This is a genomic window from Maribacter taeanensis (genome assembly GCF_047345145.1).
Classification (GTDB): Bacteria; Bacteroidota; Bacteroidia; order Flavobacteriales; family Flavobacteriaceae; genus Maribacter_C.
The window spans coordinates 131,877-145,778 of the sequence record NZ_JBLFER010000005.1; the positions used below are offsets into that span (position 1 = coordinate 131,877).

The window sequence follows — 13,902 nt, forward strand, 5'->3', positions numbered from 1 at the left end:
AAGTTGGCTACCGTAGTACTTTCAATTTTTTTATTTTTAAGCTGTGATGATATGAACAAACCATTAGTAATAGGCCATAGAGGTGCTATGGGTCACGAAACAGAAAATACCATAGCTTCAATTGAAAAAGCAATAGAGTTATCTGTAGACATGATTGAAATAGATGTTTTTCAAATTAAAAGTGGCGAAACAGTTGTTTTTCATGATGATGAGCTAGACCGTTTGACAGATACTGAAGGAAGTGTAGAAGACCAAAGCTATTCAGATTTACAGAAAGTCATCGTAAAAGGGGGGCATAAAATACCTACTCTACAAGATGTTCTTAATAGTATTGGGCACAAGGTTAAAATCAACATTGAGTTAAAAGGTGCTGGTACTGCTGAACATGTTAATCTTATTATTAGGCAGTATATTGAAGAAAAAGGGTGGAAGTTAGACGATTTTTTAATTTCTAGTTTTAGGTGGGATGAACTAAAAAAAATGCGCGCACTTGACCCTGATATTCCTATTGCTGTGTTGACCGAAAAAGACCCGATAGATGCAATTTCGATAGCAAGTGAGTTGAAAGCCGAAGCCATTAACCCTAATTTCAAAATGTTGAATGCTGAAAACAATCTGAAAATTCAAGAAGCAGGGTTTAAAATATATGTTTGGACGGTGAACGAACCTAACGATATTCTACAAATGAAGCGTTTTGGAGTTGAAGGTATTATCACTAATTATCCCGAACGTGTTCAGTAATGTTTGACGTACTAATTGTTGGTGGAGGTGCGGCTGGCTTTTACGCCGCAATTCATATTGCAGAGGCAAATCCAAATCTCAAAATTGCTATCCTCGAACGTGGCAAAGAGGTCCTTTCAAAAGTGAAAGTTTCTGGTGGTGGTAGATGCAATGTTACACATGCAGAGTTTGATCCCAACGAACTTGTTAAAAACTATCCTAGAGGAGAGAAAGAACTTTTAGGGCCGTTTCATACCTACTGCAGTGGTGATACAGTTTCTTTTTTTGAAGAGCGCGGTATTGATTTGAAGATAGAGGATGATGGTCGCATGTTTCCTTTTTCAAACTCCTCTCAGACCATTATTGATTGCTTTTTAAATGAAGTCGAACGTTTAGGAATTCAGGTTTTAAAACATAGCAGTGTTGTTGGTATTACCTCTATTCAAAATGAAGATGAAAGTTCATGGAAAGTTACTTCGATAAAGAAAACCTATCAATGTAGAAAGCTGTTGATTGCAACAGGAAGCAATCCAAAAATTTGGAAAATGCTTGAGAATTTAGGACATTCCATAGAAACTCCTGTTCCATCACTCTTTACTTTTAATATCAAAGATGATCGCATAAAAGGAATTCCTGGTTTGAGCACCTACGCTAGTGTAGAAGTTTTAGCAAAAAAGATGTACCAACCTAAAATTACTATACAGTTGAAAACCAAAGTGTCCGATAAGGTTTTGTTGCTTTCTGAGGGACCAGTTTTGATTACGCATTGGGGATTAAGCGGTCCGGCTATTTTAAAGCTATCTGCTTGGGGCGCCAGGATTTTGAACGAAATGAACTATAAATTTCAGTTGAGAATTAATTGGCTTCCTGATTATCATCCATATGCGGTCATTAGTCTGTTACAGGAAATCAAGGAAGTAGAGGGAAAGAAAACAGTACTACGTACGAAAGCTGTGGACATTCCAAGACGTTTGTGGACTAATCTGGTTCGTGCAACAGGCATCTCCGAGGATACAAAATGGGCAGATACGAATAAAGAACAATTACAATCATTAGCCAATCAATTGACGAAATGCGAATTTTCAGTTGACGGGAAAAGTACATTTAAAGAAGAATTCGTAACAGCAGGGGGAGTAAACCTCAAAGAAATTAATTTTAAAACTTTTGAAAGCAAATTGCAACCCAATTTGTTTTTTGCAGGTGAAGTAATCAACGTGGATGCCATAACTGGGGGATTCAATTTTCAAAATGCTTGGACAGGAGCTTTTATAGCTGCCAAAGGAATAACGAAATTATAAGTTATGAAAACCTATATAGCCTTATTGCGCGGGATTAACGTTAGTGGTCAAAAGAAAATAAAAATGGCCAATTTAAAGTTAATGCTCATGAAAATAGGTCTTACAGATGTTGTTACTTATATCCAAAGTGGAAATATGGTTTTTAAATCAGCTGGAAAAAAGTCACATATTTTAGAAGAAAAAATCAAAAAAGGTGTCGCAGATTCATTCGGTTTTGATGTTACGGTCGTGGTGAAAACGAAAATGGGACTAGAGGAGATTCTTCAAAAGAATCCTTTTACTAAACAAGAGGATTTAGAGGCAAAAAGAGTCTATTATGCCCTGTTAAAAGAGGTCCCAGAAAAGGATGCTATTGGTAATTTGAAACCAGAAGATTACCCTAGTGAATTGTTTCTAATAACAAAAGAATGTGTGTATTTGAATTGCTTAAATGGAGCTGGTAAAGCAAAGTTGACTAACAATGTTCTTGAAAGGAAACTGGGAGTTTCGGCAACAACCAGAAATCATAGAACGATGGCGAAGTTGTTGGAACTAGCAGAAGAAAACTAGTTTTAATTAGATGCTAATTTAATTCCCAGATTTTATAGTTTAAAGCTGTCGCGAAACAAACCCATAGGAAATAAGGTACTAAGAGATAAGCTGCCGTTTTACTGACTACATTGAACCAGCGAATGGTCAAGCCTAATAAAACAATGAGCATTATAATTACCATTAAGGCCCATATCGGTTGCCGTAGTCCGAAAAAGACAATACTCCATGCGGCATTTAAAAGTAGCTGAAACCCGAAATGATATAGTGCGGTTTTTACCCAAACATGATGCGTGCCTTTTGCCCAAACAATTCCAGCAGCGATACCCATCATAGCATAAAGAATAGTCCAAACAGGTGCAAAAAGCCAATTAGGGGGGTTAAAACTTGGTTTGTTCAAGGTTACAAACCATGTATTTACTGAACTTTGAGTGGCAAAACTTGAGAGAAAGCCCACGAGCAGGCATATCAATACTGAAATAGTAATATAGGTCAGTTTTCTTTTCAAAGGGGTCGGTTTTCCCTCGAAAATAGTGAATTTATAGGTGAACCGCTATCTTTGCATAAATTCCGTTTTCAATGACTGAAACAAACTTTATTCCTTCTGAATATTCCAATGAAATTTCTGATGGGAAAGTGACTTACAAATCACCAAGTAACATTGCATTGGTAAAGTATTGGGGAAAGAAAGAAAATCAGATTCCGGCGAACCCGTCCATAAGTTTTACTTTGAATGCTTGCGCTACAACAACATCAATTTCCTATAAAAAATTAGCTTCAAAGGCTTCTGATTACTCATTCGATTTATTGTTCGAAGGAAAACCCAAAGAAGATTTCAAACCAAAAATCGAAATCTTTTTGAATCGTATTGAAATGTACCTTCCATTTTTGAAGGATTTTCATTTTACCATTGAAACATCAAACTCCTTTCCGCATAGCAGTGGTATCGCTTCTTCCGCCAGTGGTATGTCTGCCTTAGCACTTTGCTTGATGGCTGTTGAAAAGGAACTGAATCCTGAAATGAGTCGAGATTTTTTCAATAAGAAAGCATCCTTTTTAGCTCGCTTGGGTTCGGGAAGTGCTTGTAGAAGTATCGAAGGTGATTTGATACAATGGGGAAATCACGCGGACACCGATGGAAGTTCAGATTTATACGGAATCAAATATCCGTATGAACTACATCCCATATTTAAAAATTACCACGATACTATTTTGTTAGTTGACAAAGGACAAAAGCAGGTCAGTAGTACCATTGGTCATGATTTAATGCACAATCATCCTTTTGCCAAAAACCGGTTCGACCAAGCGCATGAAAATCTGACGAAATTGAAGCGTGTTTTTTCAGAGGGAAATTTAAAATCCTTTATTGATATTGTTGAAAGTGAGGCACTAACACTTCATGCGATGATGATGACCAGTTTGCCTTATTTTGTTTTGATGAAACCGAATACCCTTGAAATTATCAATAAAATATGGGTGTTTCGCGAGTCTTCAAAAACAAATGTTTGTTTTACTTTAGATGCTGGAGCCAATGTACATGTATTATATCCTGAGAATGAGAAGGAAGAAGTATTTCAATTTATTAAGAATGAGTTGGTTGTATATTGCGAAAATGGACAGTACATTTGTGATCGAATTGGTTTTGGTGCCAAAAAGATGTAACTTTTAATCAGTAAAGCGTCTTATTAGCGTTACATAGTTATACCATATTGAAGAAGTCTATGAAAGGTCCCTTATTTTATTCCAAAATATTACTCTTCGGAGAGTACGGAATTATCAAAGATTCGAAAGGATTATCTATACCTTATAATTTTTTTAAAGGTGCTTTGAAGACCGATGAAAATCCATCGAAAGAAGCCTTAGAATCCAATGGTCACCTTAAGAATTTTGTGACTTACTTAGAAGAGGTTTCCAATGAAGAACCAGAATTGGTTGCGTTCAATTTTGAAGCTTTGAAAAAGGATGTTGAATCAGGAATGTATTTCGATAGCTCTATCCCACAAGGATATGGCGTTGGAAGTAGTGGTGCTCTTGTTGCAGCAGTTTACGACCAATATGCAAGTGATAAGATTACAGTTCTTGAAAATCTTACCCGTGAAAAACTTCTAAAGCTAAAACAGATTTTTGGTAAGATGGAATCTTTCTTCCACGGGAAGTCTTCTGGACTAGACCCATTGAATAGCTATTTAAGCTTACCGATTCTTATTAATTCACAAGACAATATTGAATCCACTAGCATACCTAGCCAAAATACTGAAGGTAAAGGTGCTGTATTTTTGCTAGACAGTGGTTCTACAGGGGAAACTGCTCCGATGGTGCAATTGTTTATGGAAAAGATGAAGCAAGAAGGTTTTCGAACAATGTTGAAGAATCAATTCATCAAACATACTGATGCTTGCGTTGAAGATTTTGTAAACGGAAATGTAAAGTCCCTTTTCGGAAACCTAAAGCAACTTTCACACGTGGTTTTGGATAACTTTAAACCAATGATTCCTGTTAAATTCCACGACTTATGGAAACAAGGTATTGACACCAATGACTATTACCTCAAACTTTGTGGTTCAGGCGGCGGTGGTTATATTTTGGGTTTTACCGAAGATATCGATAAAGCGCAATCGGCGCTCAAGGATTATAAATTAGAAGTGGTTTATAACTTCTAAAACTTTCGAAATGCTTACTAGAAAGAACAAGCTCTTACTGCTGAAGTTATTGAGCCTGTTTTCCGTTGTTAGGGGTTATAATATTTTGATGATTGCCTTAGCGCAATACTTAGCTTCAATTTATATTCTTTCTCCAGACTTACCACTTCGTAAAGTTGTTTTTGATGTCAATCTGTTTTTTATCGTAATTGCTTCGGCTCTGGTAATTGCTAGCGGATATATCATCAACAATTTTTATGATGCGGAGAAAGACCTTATCAATAAGCCCAAGAAAAGTATGTTGGATAGGTTAGTAAGCCAACGTTTTAAGCTGACAACCTATTTCATACTAAACTTTCTAGCCGTTTTTGCAGCGAGTTATGTCTCTTTTAGAGCCGTTCTCTTTTTCTCGGCCTATATCTTTGGAATTTGGTTCTATTCGCATAAACTTAAAAAAGTCCCCTTTATTGGAAACTTTGTTTCCGCCACACTTGCGATAGCCCCATTTTTTGCGGTTTTCGTTTATTACAAGAACTTTGAGACGGTAATTTTTGTGCATGCCATCTTTTTATTCCTTTTAATTTTAGTTCGGGAAATGATAAAAGATTTAGAGAATATGAAGGGTGATTTGGCGCAAAACTATAGAACTATTCCCATCCTATATGGCCCAAAGGTTTCGAAGTTTATGATTGCGGGTTTGATTCTACTGACCCTTATCCCTTCACTTTTATTGATTACAAAGTTTGATGTCGGCTTAATGAACTACTATTTCATGGCATGCATCGCACTCTTGATTTTGTTTCTTGTTTTGCTTTTACAGTCCAAGACCAAGAAGCATTACGTTTGGTTGCATAATATTTTAAAATTTATCATCATTGCTGGTGTCTTTAGTATTTTGTTGATTGATATTGACTTAGTTCTTAATCGAATTTTATAGATGGAAAATATATTAAAAGTAGCTCTTGCACAGATAGCTCCAGTTTGGCTCAACAAAGAAGAGACTCTTAAAAAAATTGAGGCAACCATCCATGAAGCTGTAAAAGAGAAAGCAGAGCTTGTAGTTTTCGGGGAAGCATTATTACCAGGATATCCTTTCTGGCTAGCATTAACTAATGGCGCTGAGTGGGATAAAAAAGTCAACAAAGAATTGCATGCCCATTATGTCCGAAATTCAATTCAAATTGAGACTGGAGAATTAGATTCTGTTTGCAAATTGGCAAAAGAGAATAGTATGGCTATTTATTTGGGAATAATGGAACGTGCTAAAAACAGAGGTGGCCATAGCATTTATGCCTCTTTAGTTTACATAAATCAAGAGGGAGAAATAAAGTCTGTTCACAGAAAATTACAACCGACTTATGATGAACGTTTGACTTGGGCACCAGGTGATGGTAACGGATTGCAAGTGCACTCGCTAAAGCAATTTACTGTTGGCGGACTCAACTGCTGGGAAAATTGGATGCCTTTACCGCGAACAGCACTTTATGGGCAGGGGGAAAACCTACACATTGCCGTTTGGCCAGGAAGTGAACATAACACGAAAGACATTACAAGATTCATAGCACGAGAATCACGTAGCTATGTAATTTCTGTTTCTTCCTTAATGCAGAAATCTGACTTCCCAAAAGATACACCTCACTTGGATGCCATTTTAGCAAAAGCACCCAAAACTTTAGCGGATGGTGGTTCATGCATCGCTGGTCCCGATGGCGAATGGATTATTGAGCCAGTACTTCATAAAGAAGGTTTAATATATCAAAACTTAGACTTTAATCGCGTGTACGAAGAACGTCAAAATTTTGACTCGGTAGGGCATTATTCAAGACCCGACGTTACTAAATTGACCGTAAATAGAGAGCGGCAATCTACGGTGGAGTTTGAGGATTGAACTTAAAACCGTGTTTTGGACTTCTGTTTATTAAAATGTTCGTTTAACAGAACGTAAATGTGGTGTATTAAAAGATTTTGCGCTTTTAGATGTTATTATTCTTCGTAAATATCAAATTCAGCGGAAACAGATTTCATTAATTCCGCATCTTCGAAGTCGCTTTCCGACATTTTTGATAGATGCTCTAAGTATAAGTCAAATTGCCCTTTTAGGAAAATGGAAAGCATTTTACCACCATCTTTGCAACTTGCAGCATGCCATACGTTTGGAGGTACGGTTACTGTGTCTCCGGGTTTCGCAATAACAGTTTGGTCATCAAAAATCAACTCCACTTCACCTTTCAGTATATAGAAGATTTCAGTCATTATTTTATGATGATGTCTTGCTAGGTAAAAACCTGGTTTTAAGGTATCCTCAACAAAACTTAATTCTCCATTCGTGTGTCGCGAAGAAAGCTTAATAAAGCAGTGATCTTGGGAGTAATTGTAATTTTCCCCTTCTCCATTTTTGATTACTTCAAATGTTTTCATGTCTATCAATTATTTTGCGTGATAGGTTTTAGAGACTTCAAGACTGTCCTCAAACCAGTTCCATAGTATGATCTTCCCATCTTTTACTTTAACTCTTAAAGCGTATGTAAATTCTTTGGTTTCTTTGTTTGAATGACTTAGCACACCAATCATTTGTCCGAAGTATGCTGCAGTGTCACCACTTGCAAAACCATCTGTTGGCACCCATTTTTTGGTAACAAAACCCGCTCCAAAGGCTGGAAAAAATTCTTCTAATATCGCTTTTTTACCTTTCCAAGGTCCCATCCACGGTAAGTTCTCATCTCCGGCATTTTGCCACACCATATCTTCGTGCATAAGGGTATTCATGGTTTCCATATCTCCTTTGCCCATGGCGGCCATATAGGCATTGGCAATAGCTAAGGTTTCTTGTGATTGTTGCGCCAATGTATCACTGGCACTCATTTCATTTACCTCGGTCGTTTCTTCATGTGCTGCTTGCGTATTGCTTTTTTTTGCCATATCGCAACCTACAAGTAGTGAGGCTATGGCAAAACATAATATAATTTTTTTCATTTTTCTTGTGATTAATAACTGTTATTGTTGTAATTGTTTCATTGCTGTTCCCCAGTCTTCAAGATGATAAACTTCTATGACTTTTCCATCAACTATGGTATGAACATCGATGGTCATGATGCTGAAAGATTTTGTGCCATCAGTTGGTAAGCCCATAAAGTCTCCATTCGGAGTTCCCGTTGCCAAACTTCTTGCAACATATTTGTTCCCTTCATTGATAACTTCCTGAGGTGTCCATTTCAAATCTGGAATCAATTTCCAAAAGAATCCTAACTGCCCTATTAATTGTGCTTTTGATTTGTTTTCAATTGAACCTTTAGAAACGAAATCATCTGCCAAAATGTTATTTAAAACAACCTCTGGTGATGTTTCGGTATTTACGGTTAACGCTTTTTCATAAAATGCGTTGAATGCTTCTCTATTTGTCATGTTTTATTCTTTAAAAGTTACTACTGCAAATTTAATTTGGTGCTTTGGTAAGCAAATGGTAAGAAAGATTCTAAACACTGTAAAAAAAGGAAAATATCTAAATCATATATTCTGTTAGCTCAACACCCCCTTTAGACTCGGTCAAGCGCTTGGTCTTAAATTTTTCAGGATGCGATTCAATATATTCTATGAATGGTCTTGAACCCGAAAAATTGATGTTGTCCGTATAAATAAGTGCTCCCTTTTTTAATTTAGGTTCCAGCATTTTTATAAGCGGACGGTATAAATCGTTCCAGCCGTCTAACAATATAAAATCTATATCGTCTGGGGCGTCTTGCAATGTTTCTATGGCATTGCCAATTCTTAAATCTATGTAGTCCTCAACATCAGCATCCTTGAAATTCTGAAGTGCTATTCTCGATTTCGAATCCAATAACTCTGTACTGATTACATGTCCACCGGTTTCTTTTGCGGCAGCACCTAAGTATATCGTCGAAATACCAAATGAAGCTCCAAATTCTATGATATTTCTCGCTTTCTCTCTAATCAACAGGTCATAGATATACTCACCCTGTTCTCGTGTGATGGCGATGTAAGCCTCCTTCATATCGTTTGGTCTCAATTCTCTAAAGATTCCTTTTAAGGCACCTTTCATAATTGTTAGCTTTTCTGAGGAGGATTCCTTGTGAAGCTTATGTAGGGTCTTTTTAGTTTTCGTATTGCTAATTGTATGCATTTTCCGCCTTTATTATTTCAAGCGAAATTAGGACAAAACCATACTATTGTTATGATAATAAAATGCAATAAAACTGTAAAAAAGGGAAATCACTTATGGGTTTCTCTAAACTGGTTTGGAGATAACTTTGTATTTTTTTTGAAGTACTTAAAAAAATTAGTTGGATCATCAAACCCTGAGTCATAGGCGATTTCTGTAACAGAAAGTTCGGTATTTACTAATAGATGTTTTATTTGGGTGGTAACAATATTATCAATTAAGGATTTCGCAGATTTTTTAATTGTGCTTTTTACAATATTGTTCAATGTTTTTGGAGTAATGGACATTTGCTCTGCATAGTGCAGTGCGGTTCTGCTTTCAGACCATTGTGCTTCGACTAAATTTTGAAATTTCAGAAACTGATTTAAGTATTTAGTGTTCGAGAAGACGTTTTTATCTTTTGTTTTTTCACGATATAATTTAGAGACTAAGACGTGTAACAAACTTCTTTTAATACTTGAGGTATAGGCATCCTTTTCTAGCCCTGTCTCTAAGTACAATTGACTTAGTATGATTTCTACTTCCGAAAAGAGCGATGCGTTCAATTCGATTTTTGGTGATTCCAATAGTTCGTTAAATAGCTGAAGTGATTTTAGCCCCTCTTTTCTTCCAAGATGTTTGAATATAAAATCTTCAGTAAAAATCAATAACGTTCCTTCAGCTTCATATTTGGTGAATTTATGAGTTACCCCTTTTCTTAAAGAAAACACCGTCCCTTTTCGATATGAATAACTTTTATAATCTATGGTATGCCTTCCTTGTCCTTTGGTAATTATGAATAGAACATAAAAAGAGAGTTTATGATTCTCAGTTTGTTTGTGGTCACTTGGAGTTTTTTTCAAAACATTTTCAAGCGTTACTATATCAAAAAAGGATTTCGAATTAGAGGAGCTTCGGAACGCTACTGTGGGTGTTTCTTCAATAGACTTCAATTTTTATAGCTTTGGTTCAAGTTAGGAATATATTGACATTAATCATATCTAACTTATGTGAATAATCACTTGGCATCTTGTAGGTCCCCAAAAACGTCCATTTTGAGGCACGATTGGAATTCATATGAAAGATATGGTCATCCAGTTCTATTTATAGTTTTTTTTGTGGTTTCTAAAATTCACCTTTTAGGGAACTAATCAACCATCTGACTCCGAACCGTATTGAATATTCATACCTTTGCAAAAAATAATAAAATGGGTAGGTCAGATTCCAATAAAGGAGATAAAAAGAAACCTGAAAAAAAAGCGGGTGCTTTCCGAAATAGAAAAATTGGGAAAGGAAAACCTTCATTCAAAAAAACGGAAAAGAAGCAAGCTTCAAACCCGAATGAGATTCGATTGAATCGGTATTTGGCAAACTCTGGAGTATGTTCTCGCCGTGAAGCTGATATTTATATCGCTGCAGGTAATGTGACCGTGAATGGAAAACCCATTTCTGAAATGGGTTATAAGGTAAAATTGACCGATGACGTTCGATTCGATGGACGTAGACTGAACCCCATAAAAAAAGAGTACGTTCTCTTGAACAAGCCTAAAGACTTTGTAACTAAAGGAAGAGACGAGAGAGGAAGACGCACAGCGGCTAGTCTGGTTGCCGGAGCTTCTAAATCTGAATTAACTGCGGTTGACAAGTTAGATAAAAGCACCACTGGCCTCATACTATTTACAAACGACGGAGAACTCTCTAAAAGATTAGCACGACCAAAAAACGGACTTCGGAAAATCTATCATGTTACCTTGACAAAGGAATTGCGCAGTGCGGATTTAAAACGTATCAAAGAAGGTTTGTCCGTTGAAGACCATATAGTTCGAGTTCAAGATATTAGCTTTATTGATAATACTCCTAAGAATCAAGTGGGTATTGAGATTTATAGCTCAAGAAACAACATCGTAAAACGTTTGTTCGAAGAACTTGATTACGAGGTAACAAAACTAGATAGAGTGGTTTACAGTGCACTTACCAAAAAAGACCTTCCCAGAGGTCACTGGCGCTATTTGACAGAGCAAGAGGTGATTAATTTGGGAATGGTTCAGTAGTCTTTCTGCTATACCAGTCCTGTTATTGCCGCAATAAAACCAATAACAAGAATTAGGAAAAACAAGCCTAAACTGATGGCATAAATGATTAGGACCTCGGATTTGGTTGAGGTTTTACTACTAAAATAATTATGCACAAAGGGAATTCCTAAAACAGTCCCGAACAGCAACAATAGGGTAAAAGGGATAGCTCCAATAAGGCTAGCGGGCTTATTCGTTCGCTTGACCATGGTTGCCCTTGCCGCATAGTGGCAAACTATTGGATAGGCAATTAGTATACCTCCAAAATTTATGAATTCGCGAGAGGCATAAATTAGATATACATATTCGCTCCAAGTACTATTTTTCAAAGGACTTTCAATAATTGAGGCTACTAGATTGAAAAGAATGAAAATCCATAGAAAAGCATAAGCAATATCAAACCATTTTCGAGCTAGACCAATTTCTGTTTCTTGAACTGAATATACTGCACTCCGTAACCAGACCAACCATAGAAGGATAAATACACTCAAAACAAGCGATAGAATACCTAAAAGAATATTTGCGAATTGACTTGTTTCGGGGTTGGAAATTGTGCGAAAAGCAATAGTGATAACGGTATGAGCCAAAAACAAAACCAAAGGTCCGAGCACCAAATAAATGGCCAGCTTTTTTGGAGAAAGATTGAAAATGTAATCCGTTAGTTTTTGCATTGCTTATTCTTGTGAAATCAACTTCCCAAAAGCATCATATTTTTTATCACCCAATTGATAGGTTTTTTGAACTCCTGTGCCATTAATGAAATATCCGTTGCTATCAGTTTTTACGATGACTTTTCCGGTTTTATCAATGAGTAAATAGCCATCGCCTTTGGAAACTAAGGCAATTCCATTTTCAAAAGAATTTGCCCTGTTATAGACTAGAGGTAATATAATTTCTCCCGTTTTGTCAACAAACCCATACTGACCTTCGTCATTCTTTATAATGGCTAGACCTTCTGAAAATGCCTCTGCATCAGCATATGTACAGGGCACAATTACTTTCCCAGAAACATCCATAAAACCATACTTTTCATTTGACCTAACCATTGTTAGACCTTCTGATTGTGTGACTATTTCATCAACACCGTCAACTTTTTTAATATTGCCTTCGGAGTCTAAGGTATACACTTCTTTGTCGTTACTGAGTGCGTGAGCATATTCATTATTTACATACCATACGTTTGAGAATTCAAGGTCAGAAAGTTTTTTGAGGTTGATATCATGGGCAATAAAGCCATGTTCTAAATTTTGCTGTATAAATACATGTCCGTTGCTAGTCTCATATACATTTACCGCTGCCATCTTGTCAAGACTTTTATTTGTGATATTCAAATAGTAATAGGTTTCATCTTCCATAAAAAAGCGGTTGCCAATACGTTCTAAGGGCTTTTCATCAATTCTAAAAATTTCTTTTGCATCTTCATCCATGAAGATGAGCTGCTCTTTGGTTTGGTTGAGCAGAATATTTTTGAAACTACCACTATTTATAGCTTTGAAAGGAACAGTTTGAAACCCCTCTTCAGTTTGAAAATAGAGCACAACGGTATCAATGTTTCCATTGAAATAGAACTTTCGGTGACTAACTCCGTCAGTATCTTTGGTTTTATCAATTTTTGAAGCCTTCTTAATTAAGTACTTTTTTAGTTGTTCAACATCCGCAAATTTGTCTTGCTTTAACCTGCTTTGAACTTCCTCTAAAACGGAAAGCATTTCTTTCATGACATCACTAGAAGAATCATCAGATGTAGGTGAGAAGGAACTGCTATTTTGACTCAAGGGTTTGCCGTCTTTGTTTAAGGCTCTAAGGTAAACTCCGTCTGCATACGCATCGCTAATAGTAATATACAGGTGGTTTTTTTCAATCTTTTTGACTTTTACAACACCTTGCTTGTAATTTAGTTTTTTGGTTTTCTTCGTTAATTGTAAGGAGTCATATGCCTTGGTATAGCGAATATTGTAATCAATTTCAACAGAATCAATGACCTTGATGTCGGCCCATTCTTCATCCCAAAAAAAACTGATTTTGTTATTTTTAATTCCTTTTATAGCAGAAGTACCATCTTTAAAGTGGATTTTCTTCGGAGTAAACCATTCTTCAATTCCTTCCGTAAGAAAGACTTTACTCCAGTAATCATCACCGATTTTCTGAAATTTTAGAAATGATTTATTTTCTTTAAAAGTTTGTGTAAAACCGATATCTTCAAATTGTTGGGTAGCTGATTTTACAATTGAAGTATCAATACGGAAAGGTTCTGTAAGGCGTTCTTCTTCTTTGGTTATTGTTTTTGGTTCCTCAGCTGGAGCTTCAAAAAAGCCCATAAATGTTTTTAACCCTTCAATACCTTCGTCGAGTTCTTTTTCAAGTTCATCTAAGCTTGAGTCTTCTATTCTTTCTAGAAAAGCTTGCATTTCAGGGTTTACTTCTTGAGCAGATATGGTACTTATTGCAGCTAGCGAAATTACAATAAGAGATAGAATACGTTTCTTCAT

The 13,902-nt window shown here is 36.3% G+C and carries 16 protein-coding genes; 8 read left to right on the plus strand and 8 right to left on the minus strand.

Annotated features, from left to right (window positions below; translation table 11 throughout):
* The first annotated feature begins 51 nt into the window (after window positions 1–51).
* The 3 genes from ACKWCD_RS15540 to ACKWCD_RS15550 are packed head-to-tail and all read left to right on the plus strand — an operon-like array spanning window position 52 to window position 2,567.
* Complete coding sequence (locus ACKWCD_RS15540) at window positions 52–741, plus strand: glycerophosphodiester phosphodiesterase (protein WP_413984873.1); 690 nt, start codon at window positions 52–54, stop codon at window positions 739–741.
* Complete coding sequence (locus ACKWCD_RS15545; RefSeq protein ID WP_413984874.1) at window positions 741–2,018, plus strand: BaiN/RdsA family NAD(P)/FAD-dependent oxidoreductase; 1,278 nt, start codon at window positions 741–743, stop codon at window positions 2,016–2,018. The genes ACKWCD_RS15540 and ACKWCD_RS15545 overlap by 1 nt, the downstream gene beginning before the upstream one ends.
* A 3-nt stretch (window positions 2,019–2,021) precedes the next feature.
* Window positions 2,022–2,567, plus strand: a complete 546-nt coding sequence (locus tag ACKWCD_RS15550; RefSeq protein ID WP_413984875.1) for a DUF1697 domain-containing protein — start codon at window positions 2,022–2,024, stop codon at window positions 2,565–2,567.
* A gap of 13 nt (window positions 2,568–2,580) precedes the next feature.
* Here ACKWCD_RS15550 and ACKWCD_RS15555 read toward each other — a convergent pair whose 3' ends face one another.
* A complete protein-coding gene (locus tag ACKWCD_RS15555) occupies window positions 2,581–3,054 on the minus strand; it encodes a TspO/MBR family protein (RefSeq protein ID WP_413984876.1) in 474 nt (157 codons plus the stop codon).
* Window positions 3,055–3,125: 71 nt separating this feature from the next.
* Here ACKWCD_RS15555 and ACKWCD_RS15560 point away from each other — a divergent pair, with 71 nt between their 5' ends.
* From ACKWCD_RS15560 to ACKWCD_RS15575, 4 genes are read left to right on the plus strand one after another with little or no spacing between them, the layout of a single operon-like run.
* Window positions 3,126–4,208 carry a diphosphomevalonate decarboxylase gene (locus ACKWCD_RS15560; protein WP_413984877.1) on the plus strand — a complete coding sequence of 361 codons (1,083 nt, stop codon included), beginning with the start codon at window positions 3,126–3,128 and terminating at the stop codon, window positions 4,206–4,208.
* Window positions 4,209–4,267: 59 nt separating this feature from the next.
* On the plus strand, window positions 4,268–5,206 hold the full coding sequence (locus tag ACKWCD_RS15565) for a mevalonate kinase family protein (RefSeq protein WP_413984878.1): 939 nt from the start codon (window positions 4,268–4,270) through the stop codon (window positions 5,204–5,206).
* A gap of 10 nt (window positions 5,207–5,216) precedes the next feature.
* The gene (locus tag ACKWCD_RS15570; RefSeq protein WP_413984879.1) at window positions 5,217–6,122 is read left to right on the plus strand and encodes a geranylgeranylglycerol-phosphate geranylgeranyltransferase; all 906 of its coding nucleotides are present in this window, start codon (window positions 5,217–5,219) and stop codon (window positions 6,120–6,122) included.
* Complete coding sequence (locus tag ACKWCD_RS15575) at window positions 6,123–7,073, plus strand: carbon-nitrogen hydrolase family protein (RefSeq protein ID WP_413984880.1); 951 nt, start codon at window positions 6,123–6,125, stop codon at window positions 7,071–7,073.
* 95 nt (window positions 7,074–7,168) lie between these two features.
* Here the strand turns inward: ACKWCD_RS15575 and ACKWCD_RS15580 are convergent, their stop codons facing one another.
* From ACKWCD_RS15580 to ACKWCD_RS15600, 5 genes are all read right to left on the minus strand, one after another.
* The gene (locus ACKWCD_RS15580) at window positions 7,169–7,603 is read right to left on the minus strand and encodes a cupin domain-containing protein (RefSeq protein WP_413984881.1); all 435 of its coding nucleotides are present in this window, start codon (window positions 7,601–7,603) and stop codon (window positions 7,169–7,171) included.
* A 9-nt stretch (window positions 7,604–7,612) separates the two neighbouring features.
* Window positions 7,613–8,158, minus strand: a complete 546-nt coding sequence (locus tag ACKWCD_RS15585; protein WP_413984882.1) for a nuclear transport factor 2 family protein — start codon at window positions 8,156–8,158, stop codon at window positions 7,613–7,615.
* Window positions 8,159–8,179: 21 nt separating this feature from the next.
* Window positions 8,180–8,587, minus strand: coding sequence for an ester cyclase (locus ACKWCD_RS15590; protein ID WP_413984883.1), 408 nt, complete (start codon window positions 8,585–8,587; stop codon window positions 8,180–8,182).
* A gap of 97 nt (window positions 8,588–8,684) precedes the next feature.
* Window positions 8,685–9,242: an O-methyltransferase gene (locus tag ACKWCD_RS15595; protein WP_413984884.1), complete on the minus strand. Its 558-nt coding sequence runs from the start codon at window positions 9,240–9,242 to the stop codon at window positions 8,685–8,687.
* Window positions 9,243–9,412: 170 nt separating this feature from the next.
* Window positions 9,413–10,294, minus strand: a complete 882-nt coding sequence (locus ACKWCD_RS15600) for an AraC family transcriptional regulator (protein ID WP_413984885.1) — start codon at window positions 10,292–10,294, stop codon at window positions 9,413–9,415.
* A gap of 255 nt (window positions 10,295–10,549) precedes the next feature.
* Here ACKWCD_RS15600 and ACKWCD_RS15605 point away from each other — a divergent pair, with 255 nt between their 5' ends.
* Window positions 10,550–11,392 (plus strand): pseudouridine synthase, encoded by an 843-nt coding sequence (locus ACKWCD_RS15605; RefSeq protein WP_413984886.1) that lies wholly within the window; start codon window positions 10,550–10,552, stop codon window positions 11,390–11,392.
* A gap of 8 nt (window positions 11,393–11,400) precedes the next feature.
* On the opposite strand, the gene ACKWCD_RS15610 is transcribed toward ACKWCD_RS15605, so the two are convergent.
* Window positions 11,401–12,084 carry a hypothetical protein gene (locus tag ACKWCD_RS15610; protein ID WP_413984887.1) on the minus strand — a complete coding sequence of 228 codons (684 nt, stop codon included), beginning with the start codon at window positions 12,082–12,084 and terminating at the stop codon, window positions 11,401–11,403.
* Window positions 12,085–12,087: 3 nt separating this feature from the next.
* A complete protein-coding gene (locus ACKWCD_RS15615) occupies window positions 12,088–13,902 on the minus strand; it encodes a WG repeat-containing protein (RefSeq protein WP_413984888.1) in 1,815 nt (604 codons plus the stop codon).

What these genes read in the sequence shown, in the direction of transcription:
- ACKWCD_RS15540 (WP_413984873.1), top strand. Translation starts at nt 52, where the DNA reads ATGAACAAACCATTAGTAATAGGCCATAGAGGTGCTATGGGTCACGAA.
- ACKWCD_RS15545 (WP_413984874.1), top strand. Translation starts at nt 741, where the DNA reads ATGTTTGACGTACTAATTGTTGGTGGAGGTGCGGCTGGCTTTTACGCC.
- ACKWCD_RS15550 (WP_413984875.1), top strand. Translation starts at nt 2,022, where the DNA reads ATGAAAACCTATATAGCCTTATTGCGCGGGATTAACGTTAGTGGTCAA.
- ACKWCD_RS15560 (WP_413984877.1), top strand. Translation starts at nt 3,126, where the DNA reads ATGACTGAAACAAACTTTATTCCTTCTGAATATTCCAATGAAATTTCT.
- ACKWCD_RS15565 (WP_413984878.1), top strand. Translation starts at nt 4,268, where the DNA reads ATGAAAGGTCCCTTATTTTATTCCAAAATATTACTCTTCGGAGAGTAC.
- ACKWCD_RS15570 (WP_413984879.1), top strand. Translation starts at nt 5,217, where the DNA reads ATGCTTACTAGAAAGAACAAGCTCTTACTGCTGAAGTTATTGAGCCTG.
- ACKWCD_RS15575 (WP_413984880.1), top strand. Translation starts at nt 6,123, where the DNA reads ATGGAAAATATATTAAAAGTAGCTCTTGCACAGATAGCTCCAGTTTGG.
- ACKWCD_RS15580 (WP_413984881.1), bottom strand. Translation starts at nt 7,603, where the DNA reads ATGAAAACATTTGAAGTAATCAAAAATGGAGAAGGGGAAAATTACAAT.
- ACKWCD_RS15585 (WP_413984882.1), bottom strand. Translation starts at nt 8,158, where the DNA reads ATGAAAAAAATTATATTATGTTTTGCCATAGCCTCACTACTTGTAGGT.
- ACKWCD_RS15590 (WP_413984883.1), bottom strand. Translation starts at nt 8,587, where the DNA reads ATGACAAATAGAGAAGCATTCAACGCATTTTATGAAAAAGCGTTAACC.
- ACKWCD_RS15595 (WP_413984884.1), bottom strand. Translation starts at nt 9,242, where the DNA reads ATGAAAGGTGCCTTAAAAGGAATCTTTAGAGAATTGAGACCAAACGAT.
- ACKWCD_RS15605 (WP_413984886.1), top strand. Translation starts at nt 10,550, where the DNA reads ATGGGTAGGTCAGATTCCAATAAAGGAGATAAAAAGAAACCTGAAAAA.
- ACKWCD_RS15610 (WP_413984887.1), bottom strand. Translation starts at nt 12,084, where the DNA reads ATGCAAAAACTAACGGATTACATTTTCAATCTTTCTCCAAAAAAGCTG.
- ACKWCD_RS15615 (WP_413984888.1), bottom strand. Translation starts at nt 13,902, where the DNA reads ATGAAGAAACGTATTCTATCTCTTATTGTAATTTCGCTAGCTGCAATA.